The sequence below is a fragment of the Paenibacillus sp. TAB_01 genome (assembly GCF_043945595.1).
Classification (GTDB): Bacteria; Bacillota; Bacilli; order Paenibacillales; family NBRC-103111; genus Paenibacillus_S.
On record NZ_JBIFNP010000001.1, the window covers coordinates 5287488 to 5312618 of the forward strand.

General features: G+C 53.4%; 22 protein-coding genes and 4 pseudogenes. 7 read left to right on the top strand and 19 right to left on the bottom strand.

Going from position 1 to position 25131, the window contains the following annotated elements; translation table 11 throughout:
• Window positions 1–63: 63 nt before the first annotated feature.
• From ACHHV8_RS25835 to ACHHV8_RS25855, 5 genes and pseudogenes are all read left to right on the top strand, one after another.
• Window positions 64–1648 (top strand): annotated as a pseudogene (locus tag ACHHV8_RS25835) (spore germination protein).
• A gap of 40 nt (window positions 1649–1688) precedes the next feature.
• Window positions 1689–2891 (top strand): Ger(x)C family spore germination protein, encoded by a 1203-nt coding sequence (locus ACHHV8_RS25840; RefSeq protein WP_395162267.1) that lies wholly within the window; start codon window positions 1689–1691, stop codon window positions 2889–2891.
• Window positions 2892–2895: 4 nt separating this feature from the next.
• Complete coding sequence (locus ACHHV8_RS25845) at window positions 2896–3132, top strand: hypothetical protein (protein ID WP_395162268.1); 237 nt, start codon at window positions 2896–2898, stop codon at window positions 3130–3132.
• 25 nt (window positions 3133–3157) lie between these two features.
• Window positions 3158–4285, top strand: coding sequence for a GerAB/ArcD/ProY family transporter (locus ACHHV8_RS25850; protein WP_395162269.1), 1128 nt, complete (start codon window positions 3158–3160; stop codon window positions 4283–4285).
• 12 nt (window positions 4286–4297) lie between these two features.
• Window positions 4298–5395 carry a GerAB/ArcD/ProY family transporter gene (locus ACHHV8_RS25855; protein WP_395162270.1) on the top strand — a complete coding sequence of 366 codons (1098 nt, stop codon included), beginning with the start codon at window positions 4298–4300 and terminating at the stop codon, window positions 5393–5395.
• An 81-nt stretch (window positions 5396–5476) separates the two neighbouring features.
• On the opposite strand, the gene ACHHV8_RS25860 is transcribed toward ACHHV8_RS25855, so the two are convergent.
• The 7 genes and pseudogenes from ACHHV8_RS25860 to ACHHV8_RS25890 all read right to left on the bottom strand — a co-directional run bounded on the left by ACHHV8_RS25860 (window position 5477) and on the right by ACHHV8_RS25890 (window position 10931).
• Window positions 5477–6256: a LutC/YkgG family protein gene (locus ACHHV8_RS25860; RefSeq protein WP_395162271.1), complete on the bottom strand. Its 780-nt coding sequence runs from the start codon at window positions 6254–6256 to the stop codon at window positions 5477–5479.
• Window positions 6246–7752, bottom strand: a pseudogene (locus ACHHV8_RS25865) (LutB/LldF family L-lactate oxidation iron-sulfur protein). The gene ACHHV8_RS25860 and the pseudogene ACHHV8_RS25865 overlap by 11 nt, the downstream one beginning before the upstream one ends.
• Window positions 7736–8479 (bottom strand): (Fe-S)-binding protein, encoded by a 744-nt coding sequence (locus ACHHV8_RS25870; RefSeq protein WP_395162272.1) that lies wholly within the window; start codon window positions 8477–8479, stop codon window positions 7736–7738. The pseudogene ACHHV8_RS25865 and the gene ACHHV8_RS25870 overlap by 17 nt, the downstream one beginning before the upstream one ends.
• A gap of 742 nt (window positions 8480–9221) precedes the next feature.
• Window positions 9222–9935 (bottom strand): FadR/GntR family transcriptional regulator, encoded by a 714-nt coding sequence (locus ACHHV8_RS25875; protein ID WP_395162273.1) that lies wholly within the window; start codon window positions 9933–9935, stop codon window positions 9222–9224.
• A gap of 122 nt (window positions 9936–10057) precedes the next feature.
• Entirely contained in the window at window positions 10058–10315 is a 258-nt protein-coding gene (locus tag ACHHV8_RS25880) for a helix-turn-helix transcriptional regulator (RefSeq protein ID WP_395162274.1), read from the bottom strand.
• A gap of 48 nt (window positions 10316–10363) precedes the next feature.
• Window positions 10364–10585, bottom strand: coding sequence for a hypothetical protein (locus ACHHV8_RS25885; RefSeq protein ID WP_395162275.1), 222 nt, complete (start codon window positions 10583–10585; stop codon window positions 10364–10366).
• 4 nt (window positions 10586–10589) lie between these two features.
• The gene (locus ACHHV8_RS25890; protein ID WP_395162276.1) at window positions 10590–10931 is read right to left on the bottom strand and encodes an AraC family ligand binding domain-containing protein; all 342 of its coding nucleotides are present in this window, start codon (window positions 10929–10931) and stop codon (window positions 10590–10592) included.
• A gap of 407 nt (window positions 10932–11338) precedes the next feature.
• Between ACHHV8_RS25890 and ACHHV8_RS25895 the strand changes: the two are divergent.
• A pseudogene (locus ACHHV8_RS25895) lies at window positions 11339–13313 on the top strand (beta-galactosidase trimerization domain-containing protein).
• Window positions 13314–13753: 440 nt separating this feature from the next.
• Here the strand turns inward: ACHHV8_RS25895 and ACHHV8_RS25900 are convergent.
• From ACHHV8_RS25900 to ACHHV8_RS25945, 10 genes and pseudogenes are all read right to left on the bottom strand, one after another.
• Entirely contained in the window at window positions 13754–14137 is a 384-nt protein-coding gene (locus ACHHV8_RS25900) for an MmcQ/YjbR family DNA-binding protein (RefSeq protein ID WP_395162277.1), read from the bottom strand.
• Between the two features lie 264 nt (window positions 14138–14401).
• Complete coding sequence (locus ACHHV8_RS25905) at window positions 14402–14605, bottom strand: YbdD/YjiX family protein (protein WP_395162278.1); 204 nt, start codon at window positions 14603–14605, stop codon at window positions 14402–14404.
• A pseudogene (locus tag ACHHV8_RS25910) lies at window positions 14598–16683 on the bottom strand (carbon starvation CstA family protein). The gene ACHHV8_RS25905 and the pseudogene ACHHV8_RS25910 overlap by 8 nt, the downstream one beginning before the upstream one ends.
• Window positions 16684–16806: 123 nt before the next feature.
• Entirely contained in the window at window positions 16807–17565 is a 759-nt protein-coding gene (locus ACHHV8_RS25915) for a LytR/AlgR family response regulator transcription factor (RefSeq protein ID WP_395162279.1), read from the bottom strand.
• 8 nt (window positions 17566–17573) lie between these two features.
• Complete coding sequence (locus ACHHV8_RS25920) at window positions 17574–18200, bottom strand: sensor histidine kinase (protein ID WP_395163629.1); 627 nt, start codon at window positions 18198–18200, stop codon at window positions 17574–17576.
• 6 nt (window positions 18201–18206) lie between these two features.
• Entirely contained in the window at window positions 18207–19187 is a 981-nt protein-coding gene (locus ACHHV8_RS25925; protein ID WP_395162280.1) for a LytS/YhcK type 5TM receptor domain-containing protein, read from the bottom strand.
• 172 nt (window positions 19188–19359) lie between these two features.
• Window positions 19360–19662: a YunC family protein gene (locus ACHHV8_RS25930; protein WP_395162281.1), complete on the bottom strand. Its 303-nt coding sequence runs from the start codon at window positions 19660–19662 to the stop codon at window positions 19360–19362.
• A 160-nt stretch (window positions 19663–19822) separates the two neighbouring features.
• Complete coding sequence (locus tag ACHHV8_RS25935) at window positions 19823–20020, bottom strand: DUF4177 domain-containing protein (RefSeq protein ID WP_395162282.1); 198 nt, start codon at window positions 20018–20020, stop codon at window positions 19823–19825.
• A 180-nt stretch (window positions 20021–20200) separates the two neighbouring features.
• Complete coding sequence (locus ACHHV8_RS25940) at window positions 20201–20356, bottom strand: hypothetical protein (RefSeq protein ID WP_395162283.1); 156 nt, start codon at window positions 20354–20356, stop codon at window positions 20201–20203.
• A gap of 52 nt (window positions 20357–20408) precedes the next feature.
• On the bottom strand, window positions 20409–21683 hold the full coding sequence (locus ACHHV8_RS25945) for an ATP-binding protein (protein WP_395162284.1): 1275 nt from the start codon (window positions 21681–21683) through the stop codon (window positions 20409–20411).
• Window positions 21684–21955: 272 nt separating this feature from the next.
• Here ACHHV8_RS25945 and ACHHV8_RS25950 point away from each other — a divergent pair, with 272 nt between their 5' ends.
• Window positions 21956–22465 (top strand): hypothetical protein, encoded by a 510-nt coding sequence (locus ACHHV8_RS25950; protein WP_395162285.1) that lies wholly within the window; start codon window positions 21956–21958, stop codon window positions 22463–22465.
• A gap of 85 nt (window positions 22466–22550) precedes the next feature.
• Here the strand turns inward: ACHHV8_RS25950 and ACHHV8_RS25955 are convergent, their stop codons facing one another.
• Complete coding sequence (locus tag ACHHV8_RS25955; RefSeq protein ID WP_395162286.1) at window positions 22551–24485, bottom strand: putative bifunctional diguanylate cyclase/phosphodiesterase; 1935 nt, start codon at window positions 24483–24485, stop codon at window positions 22551–22553.
• A 154-nt stretch (window positions 24486–24639) separates the two neighbouring features.
• The gene (locus ACHHV8_RS25960; protein ID WP_395162287.1) at window positions 24640–25020 is read right to left on the bottom strand and encodes a DUF423 domain-containing protein; all 381 of its coding nucleotides are present in this window, start codon (window positions 25018–25020) and stop codon (window positions 24640–24642) included.
• Window positions 25021–25131 lie beyond the last annotated feature (111 nt).

Genomic DNA, 25131 nt, shown 5'->3' on the forward strand with positions numbered 1-25131 from the left:
ACCAAATACTTTCGGCATCGTTTGGAAACTCTATTTTTATCCATCTCTTGAGGGTGATATGCGATGTTCAAATTTCTGTACGGAAAAGGCCCGCGCTTTTTTCAAACCAAAGAGCCCTCTTCAAAGCAGACCCCATCTTCCGGCGAAGCCGCTCTACCGCTCAGCCCCAAGCTTGATGATATTCTCGATCAAGTAAAGTCGCGGATGGGCGAAAGCAGCGACATCATTATTAGAGAGATCCGTGTCGGCCGCACCCGGCAGCTCCGGATGGGGCTGTTGTTTACGGACGGCTTGGCCGATACGAAATCGGTCCAGCTGTTCGTAATGGGTTCCCTGATGGGCGACGATCATACGGAAGCCATGGAACGGCTGATCTCTTCTCCTGAACAGCTGATGCCCCATTTGAAAGAATGGGTGCTCCCCGTGGGCGAAATCGAGGATATCTGCGATATGGAAGCGCTGCTGACGGCCCTTCTGTCCGGGCAGGTTATTCTCGTCGTTGACGGCTATTCGCAGGGCTTCGCCATCGATATGCGCGAATGGAAGGACCGGGGAGTCAACGAGCCGACGGGGCAGTCCGTCATACGGGGACCGCAGGAAGGCTTCACCGAAGCGCTGCGCACCAATACTGCGCTGATCCGCAGGAAGATTAAAGATCCGCAGCTTTGGCTGCAGAGCAAAATTATCGGCAGGCGGACCAAGACGGAAGTAGCCGTTATGTACATTAAAGACATTGCGCCTGCTCAGGTCATTGCAGAGGTCAACCAGCGGCTGGACCGGATTGACATCGACGGCATTCTGGAAAGCAGCTACATCGAAGAGATGATCGAGGACAAAACGTTCACCCCGTTCCCTACGGTGTATAACTCCGAGCGCCCGGACGTGATTGCAGCCGGACTGCTCGAAGGCCGCGTCGCCATCTTGGTTGACGGAACCCCGTTCGTGCTGATGGTGCCGGGCTTGTTCATTCACTTTTACCAATCGGCCGAGGACTATTACCAGCGAGCGGACATCAGCACCCTGCTGCGCATTCTCCGCCTGCTCGGCTTGTTTATTGCACTGCTCGGCCCGTCGCTTTACATCGCCATCACGACCTTCCACCAGGAAATGCTGCCGACACAGCTGCTGCTCAGCCTCGCTGCGCAGCGGGAGGGTCCCGTTTCCCGCATTTATCGAAGCGCTGATGATGGAGGTGGCGTTTGAAATTTTGAGGGAAGCCGGCATCCGCATGCCGAAATCGGTCGGACAGGCAATATCCATCGTCGGCACGCTGGTCATCGGTCAGGCGGCCGTAGACGCGGGCATCGTATCGGCGGCTATGGTTATCGTCGTGGCCATCACGGCCATCTCGAGCTTTATCGTCCCGGCATTCAGCTTATCGATTTCCATCCGGATTCTGCGGTTCGGCCTGATGGGGCTTGCCGCCTCGTTCGGCTTGTTCGGGATTACGGTAGGCATGATCGCGCTTATCCTGCATATGTGCAGCCTGCGTTCGTTCGGCATCCCTTATATGAGCCCCTTCGCTCCGTTCATCTGGTCGGATCAGAAGGACTCTATTTTCCGCTTCCCGCGCTGGGGTCTTCTGTCACGGCCGCATCTGAATAACGGAATTCCTTATACCAAGGATACGCGCAGAAAAAAGAAGTAACTCCATCCCCACACAGATTGCTCAAGGCAGGTGCCCGGAAATGATTTCTTCATGGATACGGATGTTCATGCTGGCCGGCTTACTCCTTAGTCTAACGGGGTGCTGGAACCGCAGAGAGATGAATGAGCTTGCCATCACCGTCGGGATGGGCATCGATAAAGCCGAGCACGGCTACCGCGTATCCGTCCAGATCGTCGATCCCGGAGAAGTGGCGTCCAAAAAAGGAGGCAGCGCCCGCTCCACGGTCACGGTGTTTCAAGCCGTCGGTAACAGTATATTTGAAGCGCTGCGAAAAATTACCGAGGAAAGTCCGAGGAAGCTGTACCATGCGCACCTTCGTATTTTCGTGCTGGGCGAGTCGCTGTCCCGCAGCGGCATTGCCGAAGCGCTGGACTTTATATCGAGAGATCACGAGCTGCGCACCGATTTTTTTATCGTCGTCTCCAAAGGCTCGGAGGCTCAGGATATATTGAAGGTTCTGACCCCCTTGGCGGACGTCCCTGCGGAGAAAATGTACAGCTCGCTTGAAACGGCGCAAAAAGCTTGGGCTCCGGCCACGACCACGACGCTGGACAATTTGATTACGGATTTAACCAGTGAAGGCAAAGAGCCGGTGCTGACTTCAATCAAAGTCACCGGAAACAAGGAAACGGGGGCCGCCCAGGAAAACGTCACGACGCTGGACCCGTCGGCGCGGCTGTATTACTCCGGACTTGCTCTTTTCAAAAAAGACAAGCTGATCGGCTGGTTTAACGAGGTCGAAAGCAAGGGATACAATTATGTCGTGGATAAGGTGGAGAACTCCGTAGGCAGCATCCCCTGTCCGGACGGCGGGAAATTGACGATTGAGGTCATTCGCTCCAAAACCGAGGTCAAAGGACAGGTGATTGACGGCAATCCTGTCGCCGAAGTCTACATCCGCAATGAAGATAACATCGGCGAGGTGCACTGTCACATCGACTTGACCGATACGCAGCAGCTTGCCGCCCTGGAAAAGCTTGCGGAGAAACAGGTCAAGGAACTTGCGGAGAACAGCATACGGGTTGTTCAACAAAAATACCGTGCCGATGTTTTCGGATTCGGTGAAGTGATTCACCGTTCCAATCCGAAGGAATGGGAACGGCTGAAGCAGAACTGGGACGAGCATTTCGCCAATATGCGGATTGTAGTGAAGAGCGATGTCAAAATAAGGCGCCTCGGCACGATCGGCAACTCGTTCATCGAGGAGATAAAGGAGAAATAAAGGAATGTGGGTCGTTATCGGAATATTCATTGCCGCGTCAGGCATCATTGCGATAGATGTGCCGTATTTACGCAGTCAGGGGCTGCGAAAGGAGCTGTGGGTCTTCTCTTTCCTGCTGCTCATCGGCGTGGGGCTTAATCTCGCGCTGTTCGTACTGCATTGGGCAATTCCCAATCCGCTGGATCTCATTATCTTCGTGTATAAGCCCGTAAGCCGTCTGGTGTTCGGACTACTCACCTAAAGACAAGGAGCGTGAATGAAGACTCATGATCAATCAGGAGCCTATTAGTCTAAGACAGCTGACGGTCCTTACGGCTCTTTGCGTCATCGGGGACTCCATTCTCGTTTTGCCTGCCTTTCCTGCGGAGATCGCCCGTCAGGATGCCTGGATTTCCGGCCTGCTCGGAGCCGCGGCGGGGATTCCTCTCCTGTTCGTTTTCTATGCCTTGGCGCGGCTTTATCCGGATCAATCCTTATTCGGGTTTCTTCCGCAGCTGGCCGGCAAATGGCTGGGTACGGGCATCTCTATCCTCTATATGTTTTATTTTTTCCAAATGACCGCCGTTCTGGCAAGGGAAGTCGGCGATTTTTTAACAACCCAGATCATTCCCGAAACCCCCATTCAATCGATACTTCTGATGTACCTTGCTATTGTGATCTATGGGACCCGGCTCGGAATGCACACCTTGACGCGGACGGCGGAGCTGCTCTTTTTTGCATTCGGCTTTCTGTTCCTCATCTTGACGGTATTTATTTCTCCTCAGATCGAGCTGCAGAATGTGCAGCCCGTTTGGGAAAAAGGAATCAAGCCGGTTATGGCAGGCGCCATCACCTCGGCCAGCTTTCCCTATTTGGAAATCGGCTCAATTTTCCTGCTGCTTCCTTATGTCAAGCGGACCAAGGGAACGGGGCGCAGTATTTTATGGGGGGCCTTGATCGGCGGCTTCGTTATCAATATTCTTCTTGTCCTGTCGATCCTCGTACTGAACCATACGATTACAAGCGCTCAAATGTATCCTACCTACTCTTTGGCCAAAAAAATTAATGTGGCCCATTTCCTGACCCGGCTGGAAGCCATGCTTGCCGTTATGTGGTTCATTACGATTTTTATTAAAACCTGCGTCAACTTCCACGCCTTGTGCCTCGGCTTCCAGCAGGTGCTGCGTCTGAACCGTTACGATCGGATAACGCTGCCTCTGGGCATGATCATACTGGTCTTCTCTATAGCCAGCGCACCCAATATCACGTACTACAATGAGGTACTCGGCAGCTATTGGCCTTTCTTTGACTTCACCTTCAGCGCCGCCCTGCCGCTGCTTCTCTGCCTTGCCGGTTTCGTGCGAAAAAAAGCCGCTCGAAAAGCCGGAACCCCTCATCCGAAATTATCCCGTTAGGAGGCGCTTAAGTTGCTCGTAAAAGAATCGATCGGGGTCCGGCAGCTCGCCGTCCTGGTTACTATCATGACCATCGGCGACTCGCTTCTCGTCCTGCCTTCCATTACGGCCGTCTACGCCAGGCAGGATGCCTGGATTTCGAGCCTTCTGGGCCTTCTGATAGGCTTGCCGGCCGTCTATCTGCTCGCCTGGATCCATCATCAGTATCCGAAATTAACGCTGTACCAGTATTCCGACCGTCTGCTGGGCAAAGCGGCCGGCACGGGTCTGACCCTGCTGTACCTGATGTATTTTTTCTTCAATGCGGCGGTGCTGGTCAGAGAAATCGGCGATTTCACCGTAACCCACTTTATGCGGAACACCCCGATTCAAGCGGTTCACATATTATATATCAGCATCATCGTGATGGGCGTGCGGCTGGGTCTGGAGGCGCTTGCGCGGACAGGAGAAATCTTTTTTCCGTGGTTCTGGATCTTGTTTCTGATTCTGGTCATATGTATCGCGCCCCAGATCGATCCCCGGAAACTGCAGCCGGTATTCGAGCATGGGCTCAAGCCTGTTCTGCAAGGAAGCCTTGCGGCTACCGCCTATCCGTATCTGGAGATCAGCTCGCTGCTGGCCATCCTGCCTTTCGTCAAACAAGAGAACGGCTTTCGAAGCAGTCTGTTATGGGGAGCACTGCTCGGCGGAACTGCGGTTAGCATATTCATTACGCTGTCCATTTTTGTCCTGGGCATGTATATGACCAAATCCGTGATGTACCCGGGGTACTTGCTGGCGCAAAAAATAAGCATCGGCCACTTTCTAGAACGGATCGAAGCCTCGCTGGCTATTATGTGGATCATTACGACCTATTTCAAAGTTACGCTCAATTACTTTGCTCTGCTGCTGGGATTGTCGCATCTATTAAAGCTTCAGGAATACAAAATGCTGGCACTGCCGATGGCGATGATCCTGCTCGTATTTTCCATCTTCACCGTCCCCAACATCACTTACTACATCCAATTGGACGAATATTGGCCTTTTGCGGATTTTACGTTCAGTGTCCTGTTTCCGTTGCTTCTGCTGGGCGTTCATGCCCTTCGGACGGGAAAGCGCAGCAAGGCATAACCATCCTTTCATCATGTCAAAAAAACCCTCTTCCTCCGGCTGCTTGCGGCAGCCGAAGAAAAAGGGCCATTGTTTTGTCAGTTACTTAATAATGACGGCATAAACTTTGCCGGGTCCGTGAATACCGATGGTCAAATCGTTCTCGATATCCGCGCTGCGGCTCGGGCCGGTAATCAGATTAAGCGAGGAAGCATAATCTGTGGCGTCGGCTTTGCCTGCCGTGATGCGTTCGAACGCCTCGCCCATCCGCGTCACCAGCTGGTCGGCGCGGAATACCGCAAACAGGATGTCGGTCAAGAGACTGACCGAACGGCCGCGCTCCGGCGAGCACTGCAGCACGAGCGTACTCGTGTTGGCCACCGCGTAGTCCGGCCAGACGATGCCAAGCTGGCAGCGCTCTGTGCGGCGCAGCAGCTCGCTGCGCTTCGCCCAGTTGGAGCCTTCCGCGGCCGGTTCCGCCGCAGGCGTATCGGACTCAACCGGCAGCCACGGCACGACGCCGATACCCGCTTCGTTCAGCGCTTCGTCCAGGCCAAGCGCCTTCAATCCTTCATGCTCCCAGCGCGAAACTTGGGTTACATTCAGTTCCTTGGCTACCTCTTGCAGCCAGGCGCCGATCTTTTCCTTCGCTTCGGCTTCCTCCACGACAAGCACTTTCCCGGTCAAGCCCTGCCAAACCTCGCTGAACAGCTCGATCTTCTCTTCGGTCGAGCGCTGAACGTCCTTGTAAAATTGCGGCGCGCCGCGGAACGGGTGCTCCGGCGCCTGAGCCCCCGGACCCTTGCGTCCGAGACGGGAAGAAATATTCGCGATAAACGCCTCGCGACCGTAAATTTGTCCTGCTGTCATCTTAGCGCTCATGCTTCTCACCCCCGCCTGTTGTAACGCCCGATGCCGGCGCTTTCGCCGCCGCAGGCGACTGCTTCAGCTCCCGCTGCAGCGCCTCCCAGCGGTCGCGGAACGACTGCTTCGGCTTCATCGGGAAGAAGCGCGACTGCGTCCAGCCGGACATCGGTCCCGGCCCTTTCTTGATGAAGCCTTTGCTGATAAAAGGCTTCTGCAAATAATAGGCGGACTTCGTCGCCATCTTGTACAGCTTTACGTTCCCGAACGCCGTCTGGAACGATTTGAATGCGATCCGCTCGGCCAGCGGGGTCAAGCCCATCTTGACCTTGCGGGCGCGGAGCTGCACGAGCATATCGTGCAGCGGGATCTTGACCGGGCATGCCTCATAGCATGCCCCGCACAGGCTGGACGCGTAGGCCAGCTGGCCCGCTTCCTTCATGTCCTGCTGCAGCAGCGGCGTGAGCACGGCCCCGATCGGGCCGCTGTATACGCTGCCGTACGTGTGGCCGCCCACGTGACGGTACACGGGGCATACGTTCAGACAGGCTGCACAGCGGATGCAGTGCAGCACCTCCTGGAACACCGGATCGCCGAGCTGCTCGGAGCGTCCGTTGTCCAGGACGATCAGGTGAAGCTCCTCCTGGTCCGTCGAGCTCGCCCTCGCGGCGCCGGTCCGGTAATCATCGACGTATACGTCGTCAGCTTCTGGCCCGTAGCGCTGCGCGCCAGCAGGTTCAAGACGACTTCCAGGTCGTCGTAGGTCGGCACGAGCCGCTCCATCCCCATAATGACGACATGCGATTTCGGGATCGTGCTGACCATGCGGCCGTTTCCTTCATTCGATACGAGCGTGATCGCCCCCGATTCGGCGACGCCGAAATTACAGCCGGTCAAACCGATATCGGCCTCCAGGAAGTAATTGCGCAGCTTCTGCTTCGCATACTGGGCAAGCACTTTCGTTTCCGGAGGGAACGACTGGCCGGATTCTTCATTGAACAAATTTGCGATCTGCTGTTTGTTCTTATGGATAGCCGGAATAATCAAATGCGACGGCGTTTCTTTGGCCAGCTGCAAAATATATTCGCCCAAATCCGTCTCAATAGCTTCAATGCCGTGCTCCTCAAGGTGATGGTTCAAATGGATTTCCTCGGACACCATCGACTTGCCTTTGGCAACCAGCTTCGCCTTCCGTTCCTCCGCCAGCTTCATGAACACCTGAACCGCTTCATCGGCGGTTTTGCAGAAATAAACATGCCCCCCGCCTTCGCCACATTGTCCGTAAACTGCGTCAGGTAGTAATCCAGGTTATCGATAACGTGCTTGCGGATCTGACTTCCGCGTTCGCGCCATTCTTCCCAGTTTCCGAAATCGTCGGTCGCCGCGCGTTTGCCGCTCTTCAGCTTATCGGTTGTGAACGCAACCGCTTTGCGGAGAAAATCGTCGGCCAGCGCTTCCTCGGTACGCTTCTTTAACCCGGTGCCTATCAACTGCTTCTCATCGACCAGACTCACTGCGCTTCACTCCTTCCTCCAGCAGCTGCGCCAAATGCATGACGCGAATCGGCTTGTTGTCTTTATTCAAACGGCCCCCGATATTCATCAGGCAGCCCATATCCGTTCCGAGCAGCACCTCGGCTCCCGTCGAGCAGACATGTCCCGCTTTTTCGCAGACCATCGCCTCCGACATGTCGGCCATCTTCACGGCGAACGTTCCGCCGAAGCCGCAGCAGTCTTCTTTTTTCGGAAGATCGATCAGTTCAAGCCCTTTCACATTGGACAGCAGCTGTCCCGGCTCTTCCTTCACACCCAGCAGTCTTGTCGCATGGCAGGAAGGATGGTAAGTTGCTTTCAGGTTATATTCGGCACCCAAATCCTTCATCCCCAGCACGTTGACGAGAAATTGGGAGAATTCATACGTTTTCTCGACGAGCTCCTCCGCCTTGCGCTTCCATTCCGGCTCATCGGCAAAAAGCTGAGGATAATAGTGGTGAACCATCCCTGTACAGGACCCTGATGGTGATACGACATAATCGCTGTTCTCGAACGCGCGGATCATGACGCGGGCTACCTCTCTGGTTTCATCCTGGTATCCGCTGTTAAAGGCAGGCTGTCCGCAGCACGTTTGCAGTTCCGGAAAATCAACCTCGCAGCCGTAACGGTGCAGCAGTCTGGCAACGCTTTCTCCGACCTCCGGGTAGAGCTGGTCAGCCAAACAGGTAATAAATAACGAGACACGCATTTGGATTCCCTCTTCCTTAAGCATATAAGTATCATATAGTTATCAGGTTATCAGATAAGTTGGATTTTGGGAAGTATTTTTTCTGCGTATGCCTCTTTCTCCGCACACTGCCGCCTATACATGAAAAGATCCCTGCCGGTTTCATAACCATGCAGGGATCTCAAGTTTCGTAAGTATTCTTCACTTGCCTTCAATGTACTCCATTCATATACCCAATACGCACAGCAGATTGACAACATGCCTAATCTTATTGCTTGACTGGTTAATACGCTGGACTGACTTCACTTCGCGCTTTGAATTCTGTTGAGTTCCCGCATGCCCAGCAGTCCATGCTTTCATTGAGCATGCATCGCTAACCTACTTCATGGGTCTATCCCCTTTCCTTTCAAATCATGTATAGGACTTTCAGTCTCAGGGGGTTCAGTTTGGTTAGGAACGCTTCCAGCATCTGACGGATCAGAACACGAGCGCACCTTCAAACCCTGGACCGAAACTTGTAAACGATTTTGAAAAGTGAGGCTAGGTTAGTGCGTTGTTATTTCAATTTTAATATATTATTTGAGTTTTGTAAATATTCTGTTAATTATTAAATATTTTTAAGAAAAAAAACCGGCATATCCGCTCGGCGGACTTGTTCGGTCAATCAATGTCTCTGTTTCCCACAGAAAAAAAAGATCTCCGGCTGACCGCAGCGGCGCGGCAAAGCTGGAGATCTCTGTTCTGTTCTGTTCGGCAAACCGAGTTACTTCTTCAAATATTTCAACAGCACCTGCTCAACATGAAACAAATGCCGGCGCATCGCTTCCTGAGCGGCAGCCGGATCCCGGTCGCGAATGGCTTCATAAATCGCTTTATGCTCCACCCATAGCTGCTTCGAGACGGTTTCGCTCGAATACATCTGAATTCTCCGCGTTTCGCGGATCGCCGTCTGCATTTGAGTGGAGATGGAATCGATCATCCGCGCCATAATCGAATTATGCGTCGCTTGGGCCAGCGTGAGATGAAACAGAACGTCGGACCGCTCCCCCTCTTCCTCATTGCCCAGGAAATGTTCCATGTTGCGAATAATCTCTTCAAACCGGGTCAAATCCTCGTCCGTACGCTTTTCCGCCGCCAGAGCGGCATTGGAGATTTCAAGCGCTTTGCGCGCTTCGATCAGCTCGATAACCGTCTCGCGGCTCATCAGGAGCGATTCGAAAGCGGGAAGATCGACATCCTCGGACTCGATGCTCCGGACATAGCTTCCCTCACCTTGATGAATCTCCACGAGTCCCATAGCCTTCAAGGCGCTGAGCGCTTCCCGGACCGTAGAGCGCCCCACCTGGAATTTCTCGGAAAGCTCCTTCGTGGATGGCAGCTTATGGCCGGGGCTTAAAGCGCCGCTCACAATCTGTTCCTTTATTTGATCGGCGATAACCTCATAAATTTTACGCGAAGATACTTTTTGAATTTCCATACCGCCTGCCCCCTTGATGATGTATTCCTATTATAGCCCCGCTTCCAAAAGAATCCAACTATAAGCTCCGGAACCCGCGCTTTGTTAAACGGAGATGTGCCGGCACCGTATGCAGCCTCCATCTAGATATACCTCTGCGCGGATTGCCGGAATACGCCCGGCGTCACACCAACGGTTTTGCGAAACAGGCGGATGAAATAGTTATAATCCCCGAAGCCGACCTGCGCGGCCACTTCCTGAACGGGCAGCCCGCTGTGCGTCAGCAGCCGCTTCGCTTCCTCCATCCGCAGCGCATGATGGTACTGAAGCGGACTCATACCGGTATGCTTGCGCAGGCAGCGGGCCGCATAATCGATATCGAAGTGAAGCTCCTCCGCCATCCGGTCCTGCCCGGAGCGGCTCGGTGACTCTGGCCTGCACGTAGGCCTTCACCTGCTCGGACACCGCATAGGACGCGAGGAATGAATTTCCGCGCGCAAGCCTGCCTGCAGCTGCGAAAGCAGCCGCCCCAGCGCCACCTGCAGGTCTACCGCATGCTCCAGCGTCAAGCTGTCCCGCAGGCGGAGCATATCCGCAAGAACCGGAAGCAGAGGTGCCAGATCCGCCTTGCCGTACTTCGGCAGAAACAAGCTTTGCTCCGCAGGGCTCAAATCGTTATCCGTCCCTTGTCGTACGCGGGTGAACGCATGGAATCTGCTTGCGGGCGAGCTTGCCTGCAGGCTTCGGGTGCTTGAAATGCACCCAATAAATCTCCGTCGGCTCTTCGCAGGCCGAATGGCCGCAGTGCGTAAGGCCCGGCTCCAGCAGCAGCAGCTCTCCTGCCTTCACCTCAAAAGGAATGTCCACTTCCGTCATGAATAAGGTCCCGGTGCGGACCATGATTAAATCGTACACCTCGAAATTGCGTTCAAAATGCCGCATGCCCGGCCGCCATACGGAATGGCCCACGGTGAGCAGCTGCGGCAAGGGGGGAATCGTCAGTTGAATGACGTCCATCGGTTCTCCTCCCGGCCTCGGCTAATTCGAGCTTGAGCTTGGGCCTTGTCTCCGATCCGCGGAGTACCAAGCCGGTTTGCGCAAGCGCTGCCAGTACAGCTTTGATCGCAAAGCTTCAATTCCATAGCTTTGACTGCATAGCTTTGACTGCATAGCTTTGACTGCATAGCTTTGACTGCATAGCTTTGACTGCATAGCCTGACTCCACAGCTCAAGTGTAGTCAAATTACACCCAAAACACAAACCCATTTGGTCTGAAATGTGCTATCAAAGGTCGTACTTCTCCCTATTCCGGCAAAGCCAAAGCTCTTATAGTTAAGTATGTAACCGCTTTAATATCCTTCTCGGCTGATCCGTGCTTATTCCGGTTTTAATTTCAATTTCCAATAAAGGAGCGTGCCGTCCGCATGCGTTTTCGCCAAGTCCATTTAGATTTCCACACCTCGGAAGCGATTCCGAACATCGGAAAACAATTCTCGAAGGAGCAGTTCCAAGCCATGCTCACCAGGGGGCATGTCGACTCCATCACCATCTTCTCCAAATGTCATCATGGATGGGCTTATCATCCGACGGAAGCCAACGAAACGCACCCCGGGCTGGAATTCGATTTGCTCGGCGCTATGATCGAAGCCGCTCATGAGATCGGCGTCAAAACGCCGGTCTATATTTCCGCAGGGCTTGATGAAAAGCTGACGCGCCGCCATCCCGAATGGCTGATCCGCGATATCAACGACAATACCAACTGGGTGGACGGTTTTATGAAGCCGGGCTATCATCAGTTTTGTTTGAATTCCCCTTATTTGGACATCCTGATCCGGCAGGTTGAAGAGGTGGTACGGAACTATGACGCAGACGGTATTTTTCTCGACATTGTCGGCGTACGCCAATGCTACTGCCATAACTGCGTCGCCGCTCTGCGGGCCGAAGGCAAAGATCCGCGGGATAAAGATGCGGTTATCGCGCTGGGAGAGCAGACCTATCGGCGTTACGCTCAAAGGGTTCGCGAAGCCATCGATGCGATCAAGCCCGGTCTTCCGGTCTTTCATAACGGGGGACATATCCGCCGGGGCCGCCGCGATTTGGCGGCAATGAACTCCCACCTGGAGCTTGAATCGCTTCCGACCGGCGGCTGGGGCTACGACCACTTCCCGCTCTCTGCGCGCTATGCCCAGGGACTTGGGATGCCGTTTCTCGGCATGACGGGGAAATTCCACACGACATGGGGGGAGTTCGGCGGGTACAAGCACCCGAATGCGCTGCGCTATGAAACCGCGCTCAGCATCGCCAACGGAGCCTGCTGCTCGATCGGGGACCAGCTCCATCCCGAAGGGATGATCGACCCCGCCACGTATGAGCTGATCGGAGCCGCCTATCGTGAAGTAGAGGACAAGGAAGCCTGGTGCGCGGATACCCGAAGCGTAGCCGATGTCGCGCTGCTGTCTGTCGAAGCCGCCGCCAGCGGCAAGGAGGAAAACCGCGCGGACAGAACCGGCACCTCCGACGCAGGTGCGGCTCGCATGCTGCTCGAAGGCAAAATTTTGTTCGATGTCGTCGACCTCGAAAGCGAGCTGTCCGGCTACAAGGTGGTCATCCTGCCCGACCAGATCACGGTAAACCCGCAGCTGCAGGCCAAGCTGGAAGCTTACACGGCACAGGGCGGCAAGCTGCTCGCCACCGGCCTGTCCGGCCTGAATGAGGCCGGGGATGGCTTTGCGCTGGATCTCGGCGCCGTATGGGAAGGCGCCGCCCCTTATAAGCCGGATTATTTCCGGCCGTATTTTGAACTCGCCACCCTGCCCCATGCGGCTTTCATCTTTTATTCCGACGGCCAGCAGGTTCGCTTGAGCGCTTCGGGAACGGCGCTCGGACACCGCGAGCATCCGTATTTTAACCGCGACGTCTTCACCTTCTGCTCGCATCAGCATACGCCGAGCGCGCTGCAGGATAACGGCCCCGGCATGGTGGAAAGCCCGAACGGCATTTATTTTGCCTGGAACGTATTCGAGGATTACGCGGTCAAAGGCAGCCTTGCCCTAAAGGAATGCGTGCTTTACGCGCTGAACCGTCTGCTTCCGGAACCGAACGCTGAGCACGACCTTGCCGGCGCAAGGCATAGTCACGCTGATGGAGCAGCCGGGAGAGCGGCGGTACGTCAACCATCTGCTGTATGCGACGCCGGTCAAACGCGGCAGCGGCGTGGAAGTAATCGAGGACCTGCTTCCTCTTTACGATATCGGCGTTACGCTGAAGCTTGCCCAGCCGGTCAAACGGGTGTATCTTGCGCCGCAAATGACCGAGCTGCCATTCGAGGAGATTGCGGGAGGCATCCGTTATACGGTGCCGAAGCTGGAATGCCACCAGATGGTCGCTATCGTCGTGTAATGCCGAATACCGATCCGCCTGCCGGCCAGGTTCGTCTTCATGGCCTTGGCCTTAACAACAAAGCTGCTGCTGCTGGTTTGAGACCGATTCAATTCAGCTCCATTGCAGGTGCCAATACTTATTGAAATAACAAAAAAGCCTGGGCTTCAGGCTTTGAGCTTGTCGAGAAACCCTGAACTTGTGTGATACTCCGGTGGGGTATCCTCCTCCAGCCGCTGTTGAAACCCGTGAATTGGATTAAATTTAAAGGTATTTTCACGGATTTCAAAGGCGGACGTAAACTAAGCGTTTTTCGTAGAAAAACGGGCTTCGTAAGCTTGGATACCCCACCTGCGTCTGTGCTCCTTTTTCACTTAAAGGCGGGTTTCTCGACTGCCTGAAAGCCTGGGCTTCAGGCTTTTTTGGTTTCGTGCAAAAGCACGGCATCCCGGGATCCCGACCTAAGTCGCCGTCTCCATCAGCTGTTTAACGAGACGCTTCGGGGCTGCAAGACAGTAGCCCTCAACCAGCAGCTCTTCGACTTCCTTCCAGTCCACATCGTCGGTTGAGCGCAGAGACACCCATCCATGCTGACCGATATACGGGGTTCTTACATAGCGGTCCTGCTGCAGCAAAATATCTTGTGTTTCCAGCGAAGCCTTAATGGATAACGAAGTGACCGCGTCATGCTCGCCGAGCATCGTAAAAGGCTTGTCCTTCACCCGAAACGATGAGTGTCCGAAGCCGTCTACCTTTTCAGCGACCTCAGGCAGCTTCATACAGATGCGCCTAACCCTCTCCAGCAGTGCCTTACCGCTTTCCGAAACGATTTGCTTGTGCTCCATACTGCCCCTCCCAGTAAAGATCGATTTGTTATGGTACGCTTCCTTTTCTTGTCTATTATAACCTAAGCGTCGGATGCAGCGAGAGAAAAGAAATCGAATCGAAAGCATCAAGAACCGAATTGAACTGAATATTCACGAAAATAAAACGCCTCCACCCCCGCTTAATTCGCGGTTTTGGAGACGTCCTCCACATCATTGGGTGACCGGCTTCAACGGCGGTACCCCTTTCTTTTGGGACCGCTTTTCCCATTAAGGCATTAGAGCCTAGCAGCAGCGGGATACTTTACCGCCCTTTGCATTATATCTGGCATCCTGCGCTTCGCGGAAAAATTGATCTCTCGATTGAATCGGCTCGTCCGGATGATGCTCCCGCATGTGCTCGACATACCTTTCATAGTTCGGCACGCCGACCAGCAGATCAAGAAACTGGTTCCGGTATTTGATCACCTCGCGTACGGCATCAAACATATTTCGGCACCTCCCTGCCGTCTCCTCCGTTCCGAGGAATGTAAGGGGATTCGACCAGCTTGGTGGGCTTGTTGCTCAATACATTGAACCATACGCGAACCGATGATATGAGGATCGCAATAACTATAATCATGAACAGTGCGCACAAAGCCGCATCGATATAATCGCTTGTAATAATTTGCTGCATCTGCGCCGCATTTTTGGCGGGAGCGATCAGCTTGCCGCTGTTCATCGCCTCTTTGAATTGTGCGGCATGCGTCAGGAAGCCGATTTTGGCAAGCGGATGGAACAGCTTCTGCCAGCCTGCGGTCATCGTTACAATCAACAGCCACGCCGTTGGGAGCAGAGTGACCCAGGCATACGCCTTCTTGCCCATCTTCAGCAGGATCGTGGAACCGAGCAGCAGCGCCATGCCTGCAAGCATTTGGTTCGCGATACCGAACAAGGCCCAGAGGGAGTTAATGCCGCCCAACGGATCGATGACGCCTTGATACAAGAAGTAACCCCAGCCTGCCACACAGAGCGCCGTTGCTATCACGTTCCCGATGGTCGACTCCGTGTTTCCGAGCGGCTTGATCACCGAGCCCAGAATTTCCTGAATCATAAACCGTCCGACACGGGTTCCCGCATCGATCGTCGTCAGAATAAACAAGGCTTCAAACAAAATTGCAAAATGATACCAGAAAGACATTAACGCTTTGCCGCCGATCACATTCGATAAAATATGGGCCATACCGATCGCGAAGGTCGGCGCGCCGCCCGTACGGGACAAAATCGTCGTTTCCCCTACGTCCTTGGCCATTGCCGTCAAATCGTTCGGTGTAATGGTGAAGCCCCAGGAAGTGATTGCCGCCGCTGCGCTCGCCGCATCGGTGCCGATAGCCGCCGCAGGGCTGTTAATGGCAAAGTATGTGCCTGGCGTAATAACGCATGCTGCGATCAGCGCCATAATCGCTACGAACGATTCCATCAGCATAGCGCCGTAGCCGATCGGACGGGCGTGAGATTCACGCTCCAGCATTTTGGGTGTGGTGCCGGAGGAGACAAGCGCATGGAAGCCGGATACCGCACCGCAGGCAATTGTAATGAACAAGAACGGGAACAGGTTGCCCGCAAACACAGGACCGGTGCCGTCGAGAAATTTCGTTGTAGCAGGCATTGCCAGATCCGGCATAACAACAAGGATGCCTAAAGCTAAACCGATAATCGTGCCGAGCTTCAGGAAGGTGCTGAGATAGTCGCGCGGCGCCAGCAGCAGCCATACCGGCAGGGCGGAAGCAATAAAGCCGTAAGCAATCATCATTAACGCAATTGTTTCGCCGCTGAAGGTGAATAAGCCGGATAAAGCCGGACTTTCAGCAACATACTTGCCTGCAGCCAGAGAAGCCATTAGCAAAATAATGCCGATGACCGACGCTTCGCCGACACGGCCCGGACGCAGGTACCGCATGTAAAAGCCCATCAGGATCGCAATCGGAATCGTCGCGGCAATCGTAAACATGCCCCATGGGCTGCCGATCAGAGCCTTCACAACAACAAGCGCCAGGACCGCAAGCAGGATAACCATAATCCCCAGGATGCCGACCATAGCTACTGCGCCGGTTACCGGCCCAGCTCATCCTTGATCATCTCGCCAAGCGATTTGCCGTTGCGTCTTGTCGATGCGAACAGGATGACGAAATCCTGTACGGCCCCGCCGAGAATGACGCCGATCACGATCCACAGCGTGCCCGGCAAATACCCCATCTGTGCCGCCAGCACCGGCCCGACCAAAGCTGCCCGGCTCCTGCGATCGCCGCAAAATGGTGGCCGAACAGCACCCATTTGTTGGTCGGCACGTAGTCTTTGCCGTCATTCTTCAGCTCCGCCGGCGTCTGCCGGTTATCGTCGAGGCCGAACACCTTGTTCGCCAGAAACTTGCTGTAGAAGCGGTACGCCACTGCGTAGAAAGCGACAGCGGCTACCACCAGCCAGATGGCATTGATCGTTTCCCCGCGGTTCAAAGCTATCGTCGCGAAAGCGAACGCCCCGAGCAAGGAAATGATTCCCCACAATATAATCGATTTGATAGATTTAATCATCGCTTTTCCCCCACCATTCAGCAAAATCGTTATTGTTAGCGTTTACAAACACAGTATAAGGGTATATCCGTGGAATTGAAATCGCTTTAACTCATCATGTTGAAAAGGCAGGGCAAGATGTTAAATCTCAAGCCTCAAACGCAGCTCTTTGACATAATTTCGGCTGACCGGGATCATGCTCTGCTGCGCATCGCTCATTTTCACATTATAAGCTCCGTTCACCCAAGACTTCAGCTCGATAATGGCCTCCATCTGAATCAAGTAGCTTTTATGGCAGCGGAACAGCCCGTACGGCTCCAGCCTCTGCTCCAGGTCCTGCAGCGTGTAAGCGACCTCGTAGGCTTGCTCCCGGGTATGAACCAGGACATGCTTGCCTTCTTTACTGATGTATATAATATCCTTCGGGGAAATATACTTGATGCCGCCCTCGATTTCCAAAGCGAGCTTGACGCAGGGATTCTGCTGGGACTTCGCGGTTTCGTTGTCCGCGCTTCCGGCCGGCCGAGCCGGCTCCGTGCCTGCCCGGCGCAGCTCGCGGAAAACGCCGAGCACATCGTTATCGTCATACGGCTTCAAAATATAATGAAACGCCCGCAGCTTGAAGGCATCCACTGCATACTGATCGTAGGCGGTCGAGAACACGACCTTCACCTGCGGACTCAGCTCATGAATAATTTCCGCTACCTGAAGTCCGTTCAGGTCCGGCATTTCCATATCCAGAAAAAGGAGGTCGGGATCGTGCTCCTTTACTTTTTTGATTGCGTCCATGCCGCCGGTCGCCTGGATCACCTGCGTGACCTCAGGAATCTGTTCTATTAAATAAGCCAGCTCCTCTCTTGCAGGAGCCTCGTCATCCGCGATAACAACCGTCCATTCCATCGCTCGTTTCACCTCACCCAAAAACTGATTTTCGTTCCTTCATTCGGACGGCTCTCCACCTGCAGCGCTTTATCTCCCCCATAATGATAGCGGAGCCGTTGTTCAATATTGCTGAGCGCTAAGCCTGCATGCTCATCCTGCTCCCGGACGGCAGCCGCGGCGTGCTGCATGCCTACTCCGTTGTCTTCTACCGTAACCTTGACCCGGCCGCCGTTCCCGCCGCTGTCTTCCATTTCCCTTCGCACCTCTACCCGTATCCTCCCCGTGCGGTCGGCTCCAATGGACTTCAGTCCATGGACAAGCGCGTTTTCGACCAGCGGCTGAATCGTAAACGGCGGGATCATCCGGTCGAGCGCGCGCTCATCGATTTCGGTAACGACTTGAAGCCGTTCCCCGAGCCTCGCTTGGGACAAGCTCAAATAAGCGGTCACCATCTCCAGCTCGTCCCGGATGGGGATCAGCGTTCTGCTGCTGTGATTCATATTATTGCGCATCCATTTGGATAAATGCGTTACCAGCTGCCTGGCATCCTCCGGCTTCGTACGGATAAACGATTTGACCGTGTTTAATACATTGAATAAGAAATGGGGACTCATCTGCGCTTGCAGCGACCGGATTTCGGCATCCGCCAGCAGCTGGGCCTACTTCTCCGCCTCGACGAAAGCGTACTGCTGGGATAGCAGCTGAGCCAGCGACTTCAGCATTCTCCGGCGAGATGGAATATCGTCCTGCTCCCGCTCGTAAAACAGCCGAAACTGCCCGATCTGCTTCTTGTTCTGCGTCTCGATCGGAAGATCGAACGCATACCTGGTCTTCCGCCCCTCCATCACTTCCTCTGTGCCGTTGCGGTAGAAAAAGGCGCCGACCGCCTTCGTTTCGGCAAGCAGCGTTTCGGCGATGGCTTGTACCGCCCGATCAAACTCCAGCTTCCATAGCGGCAGCGTCAGATCGACGATATGGAGCGCCCGATTCGCATGCTCGTTGCCGATCCGGTCCTCCTCCGTTTCAATCGTGTTGTACAGCACGAAAAACAACGCGACCCCAATGCTGTTGGACAGCACCTGCGGCCCGCTGATCAAGGCGACAAGAGAAACCGCCTCCTCCCATGGCCGGGCCAAGGACAGAATCAGCACCATCTGCAGGGCTTCAGCCGCAAACCCGACGAGAAAGGCGAGCTTGACCGAAGACATGTTGCGGAACCGTTTCTTCAACGCATTGCGGCACAAGCCTGCCAGCAAGCCTTGGAGGATTGGGGCCACCATGCAGGCGACAGCGACGAAGCCGCCTAGCGTATAGCGGTGAATTCCCGCCGCGAGCCCGACGATCAGTCCGCTTTTTGCCCCTCCGAGCAGCCCGGCTATGACGACGCCGACCGTTCTGGAGTTGGCTATCGCTGCGGTCGGCGATACTTCGCCGATCCACGGCGCAGGCTTATAATCAAAATTCGATACCGCCACGCCCGAATACGTTCCGAGGATCGAATAAAAGCTGAAAAACAAAAGAAACCGCCAATGGTTCGTCTGATCCCCCTGGTAGCTCATGTAGCTGCGCATCCATTTGCTGCGGGAAAACACGAAGGCGGTCGCTATAAGAAAACCTACCCTTTCGAGCATGTCCACCATAAGAGGAAGCATCCTTATCCCCCGTTCTTTCTTGTTCATCCACCCTAAGCTCTAGGGTGATGGTAACCGAAATGACAGGGCAAGTAAAGCTGCAACCAAAAACAGCAGCTTCGGTCGATTCGAACCGAGCTGCCTCTTGTCATATCTGGCTCCGGCCAAGCCGGGTTCGTATTTATCTCATCAGCAGAACGGCGTCCTTGCCCTTCATTCCGGGCACGATTCCCCTGGCTTCCGCCTCGAATGTGACGGACTCCAGCGGCGCTTCCAGCAGCTCCTCGATCGTTCTTACCCCCGTAGCCCGTGCGGCAATAATGTGCCGGTCCTTGAGCTTTTCATTCAACAAACCCACATCCAAAGCCCCGCACATGATATACCCTATGTCGGTCGTAACGACCAGCAGGGTAGTTTTGGGAAGCTTCACCTCAATGGCCAAGGCCGTATAGCCGTCGAGGGAAACGGGCTCCATGCGCATCATCGCCTGCATCTCCTTTTGTCATTGGCATATAGTTCACTATATGTTCATGTGTCCCCAGGCGTGAGTTGAGACGTTGAAAGATAGGCTCTGCCTTGGAAAAGCCGGAGCGGCCGCCATAGTTTACTGTATTATCTCGTCTGATTTATAATGGCTCCATGCCTTATTTGCGTCTTTTAAATACACAAATAACTTCCTTGGATGAACCTTGATGCTGGCTGGTGTCAAAACAAGAAATCAGCTCCCATCCGTCAGAACCCATTGCGTTAAGTTCCGCATCGAATTCGTCTACATCCAGCTTTCCTCCAGTAAAGAAGCCCTTTGTGAAAAACTTAAGGGTTCTATATTCCCACTGTTCCATAGTTTATTTCATCCTTTCTATCCTCATCATCAAACTCAGGCCAAAGCTTAACCATCTAAAGTGATTTTACCATAATATTGTAAATTCATGTTGATAACAGAATGAAAAAGCCCCCTGCGCAATATCGGCAAGGAGCACCTGCTTCAATCGTATATCGGTCGGGTAATGATTAATGGCAGTCTAGACATCGATGCCATCGACAAAATCGTTCAAATCATCATAACGGATTTGGTCCGTAACCTCTTCCCGGAAGCCCAGCCGCTCATGGGGAGCCGTATCTTCATAAACCGTCTCGGGGTTCCCGTCCGTTTCAACTTTTATCTCATCATTTGGCATAGTGTATCCCTCCTTAAGTTCTAGAGGATAGGTTTGCCGATAGGGTGCCTGTTCATCCATGTTCATCCATGGTAGTTACTTCCGGAAAGCTTAACGTATATTCCGTTCCTTCTCCCAAAACGCTGTGGATATCAATTTTACCGTTCATTTTGCGGATGATGCCGAACGATACCATCGTACCGAGTCCGGTTCCTTTTTCCTTCGTCGAATAATAAGGCGTGCCGAGCCGTTGAATCTGTTCCTCCGTCATGCCGACGCCCGTATCCTTGATCCGAAGGATCACCCTTCTCTTCTCCCGCTCCGCCTTGATCTCCAAATGTCCGCCGTCCTGCATCGCTTCGATGGCATTTTTACCGATATTGATTACCGCTTGACGGAATTTTTGCCGGTCTCCGGTAATGAATAGCGCCTGCTCCGCCGATACGCCGGCAATATGAATATGATTGTAATTCCCATAGGTGAGCAGCACATTCGTCAAGTAGCTTATTTCGTCATTCACATTGATATTCTCGATCACTTCCGGGTCCGGCTTCGCGAGCGACAAATAATCGCTGATAATGGACTGTGCCCGGTCCAGCTCCTCCAAGCTTACCCTTTGATAAAAATATTTTTTCTCCTCCTGGATATTCGCCTCGCCGATTAATTGCAGGAAGCCTCTGACCGTCGTAAGCGGATTGCGGATTTCATGGGCTACCGAAGCGGCCATCTCGCTGACAATCCTCATCTTCTCGCTTTGGATAACCTCTTCCTGCATACGGAAGTATTGCATGAGGAATTCGATGAGCACGACGCACAGTGCGGCAATGACCGCCTGCAGCACGTAGGTGCCGATAGTCGTGACCGGATTGCTCCATAGCAGTTCAATTTGACCGGTCATCGTCAGGTAGGACATAAATGTAACCAATTTGATGAGCGTACATAACAGAACGGAAAACAGCATTTTGTGAGCCCATTTAAAGGAAGCGTACTTCTTAAGCACCAGGATCATCACGAGCAGGCTGGGCAGAATCGAAACGGCATACAGCATCATATTGGGGTTACCCATGACATAACGCCATAAGAGCAGGGTGATATACAGGCCGATAGAAACATACGCGCCCCCGTAAAGGGACCCGATGGTGATGGGGATGGAACGGAAATCGTAGATAAGCCCGTTTAGATTAACGGGGACCGACATAGTCATGATGAGTGCGAAGGAAAATAAAATATATAATAACAAACGGTATACGATACGATTGCTTTTCGTCCTGTAAATATAAGGATAAAATACGAGGGGGGAGAACAAAATGAAAATATTCAAAATAAAATCCTTCAAATAACCTATCATAGGTGCCCCCGGCTATATCTTTTTTTTGAAACGGCTTTCAAAACAGATGCAGTCCAAATATAATTCGACAAATGTGATCGTGTTCCTTCCTGAAAAGTTCCTCTTAAGGGAATATTTCATCCCCCCGGCTTTATTTTGGGAAAAGCTGGTACTTCATGGAAGACAGGAAGCATGCGGCGCCAATTTTTACAATATTTGCACCCTATGGCTACTTTTAAGCATCAAAAAATGATATAGTTACCTGTAGATTTAGCCTTAAGGAGGAAGCGTCCATGGCTGCAGATCCCAAGCTGGTCCGCAAACGAAGTTATATATTCAACCTAGACATTCTTATTGAGGATGAGACCAATGGCCGTGCTCTGGAAAAGCTGCTTCATCTGTTAAATGATAACGATATCACCGATTACCGGATTCAGAGCGGCATTGAATTAGGCGGACAGTTACAACAAGCTATACAAGAGGCTTCACACTCCACACCGCTTCAGGATCTGCCTGCTGGAAAAAGAACGGCCAAGCCTTCGGCTCCAGCGGCCTCTTCTCCGGCCCCTTCTTCCTCGAATGGGGATGACCACCGGGCAATCTGGACCCAGTTCCAACAGTTCAGGCAAAGTAATACTTTGGTTCGGCTGACCATCGTGAAGGCAATGGGCGTGAAGCTCAGCGTTCCCTGCCGCATTCTGAACACCGATCCGGAGAACGGTAATGTGAGTGTTTATCATGTGGATGAGAAGCAGGTCTACTTGTTCAATATTAATGAGATCGATGATTTCTCGATCAGCTAGAAGGAAAGCCCGTGCCCCCGGCACACAAGCTGCTGCAAAAAGAGATCCGATTCGGGAGCACGCTCCCCGCCGGATCTCTTTTTGGTCATGAAGGGAAACGCCCGTCCGCAGCGGCCGCCTGCTGCTGCCTGAGAAGCAGCTCTTCGGCCTGCGGCGCCGATAAAGGCGGGCTGAACCAATAGCCTTGAATTTCATTACAGTGATTCGTGTGCAGAAAACCGAGCTGTTCCGCGGTCTCTACCCCTTCGGCAATCACCTTCAAATTCATATGCCGCGTCATGGAAATGATGGAAGCCACAATAGCCGCATCATTGGGATCGGTCATAATGTCACGCACAAACGACTGATCGATCTTGAGCTTGTCGATCGGGAATTTTTTCAAATATGATAAGGAGCTGTAGCCCGTTCCGAAATCGTCGATACTGATCTTCACGCCAAGCGACTTCAGCTCCAGCAGCAGGAGAATCGCATGCTCCACGTCCATCGTGCTGCTCTCCGTAATTTCAAGCTCAAGGTACGACGGATGCAAGCCTGTTTCCCGAAGAACCTCCTCCACCATATCCCGCAAATTGTGCTGCAAAAACTGGCGGGTGGACAGGTTTACCGATACCGGTACATACACGAGCCCCTGGTCATGCCACAGCTTGTTTTGGCGGCAGGCTTCCTTCAGCACCCATTCACCGATAGGCACGATCAATCCGCTTTCCTCCGAGAACGGAATGAATTCCAGCGGCGAGATCATGCCCCGCACCGGATGCTTCCAGCGGATCAGCGCTTCGAACCCGACGATCGCTCCCGACTCAATGTCCATTTGCGGCTGATAATGCAGCATAAGCTGCTTCTGCTGAATCGCCGTCCTCAGCTCGCCCTCAAGAGTCAGCTTTTGGATGGAAACGGATTTCATCTCCGAATTAAAGACTTGATAATTATTTTTCCCCTTTTCTTTAGCCCGCGTCAGGGCGATATCCGCGCTTTTGGTCAGCGCATCCGCATCTTCTTCCCCATCCTCGCCCACATTCAGCGCCACTCCGATGCTGGCCGTCACATGCAGCTGATACTGTTCAAGAAGGAACGGCTCCTCAAGCACATGAAATATCGCCCCTGCCAGCTCATGCACCTGCTCGATGCGGGTTAAGCCGTTAAACAGCACTGCGAATTCATCGCCCTCGGTGCGAGCCACAAAATCGCTCTCGGATACACACCGGGTAAGCCGCTCCGCCATCTGCAGCAGCAGCATGTCTCCATAATCATGGCCGAAGCAGTCGTTCACCACTTTAAACCGGTCGACATCCAAGTAAAATACAGCGACATAATGCTCATGCTTCTTGGCCAGCGCCAACGCTTCTTCCAGCTGAAGCATGAACAGCCTGCGGTTCGGCAAGCCGGTCATATCATCGTAAAATGCCATATGGCGGATCTGCTCTTCCGTCCGTTTGGCTGCAGTAATATCCTGCCCGAACATAATGATCCCGGTTAACTCGCCGTCTTCCCGTATCGGCACCGCCGTCGCGTCCAGGTCCACCCGGTAGCCTTCCCTGTGCTGCGCTCCAAGCTTCAACGAAATAGGCAGCCCCGTGCGAAGCTGCTCGAACAACTGCTCCACTTTGCCCAAGCTTTCCCCCAGCATGAACGACGCAAAGGAGGACTGCTCCATTTGTCTCTTAGAAAAGCCAAGAACCCGTTCCGTCATCCCGTTCGCTTTCATGATGTCCCCTGCCGTATTCAGCAGACAGACCATATTGGGATTATGCTCGAACAGCGATTCGAACATTTGCTCATTTTCCTTGAAGCTTCCGGCCGCCTGCTCGCCGATCGGTCCGTTCGCTTTGAAGCTGCCTCTATCCCGGCCCCGGCCGTATACGAGTACCGCAGCAAAGAGGACGGTTAGCGAGAAAATCGCCCATACCCAACCATTATGAAGCCACCAGCATAAGACGACAAAAATCAACAAATACCCTGTTAGGCAGAGGGTCCAAGCTTTGCTGTCCATAAAGGCTTTGGTATCGGTCTTTTTTCTCATCACGGCCTCCCTCTTTGCGGAATTATCCGAAAAAGAAATATACTATCCTTTCTACACAAAGGCACAAATTTCCTGCCTGATTGTATAAAAAAAACGACAGATCTCTCATTTTTGACAAAAAAAGCCCGGCTTTCAAGCAGCCGGACTTTCATTTCTAGGACTTTTTGACTACAAAAGCAGCGACAGCGAGAGAATACCAGCCGAATAAAAAAGCAATCCCGCCGAACGGCGTAATCGCTCCAAGCATTTTAATGCCCGAAAGGCTCAGGATATATAAGCTGCCGGAAAACAAAACGATGCCGATCAGCATGAACCAGCCTGCTCTGACAAGGTGCTTGCTCCCTGGCAAATAAGCCGCCGCAAGCCCAATGGCAATCAGGCCGAGCGAGTGCATCATCTGGTATTGAACGCCCGTCTGATAATTGGCCAGCATGTCTGCCGCAAGTCTGCCCTTCAGCAGATGAGCGCCGAAGGCTCCAAGCGCAACTGACAGGAACGCGCAGATGGCGCCTATTCCTACAAAACGCGAATTCATATCTTCTCCTCCATCCTCTACCTATTTTCTCCATCATAATGGATTTGCGTCCAGAAAACCAACGCTTCCCGCCGCACGTCAAAAACCGGCTCGGCGTTCAGTACGCCGGCC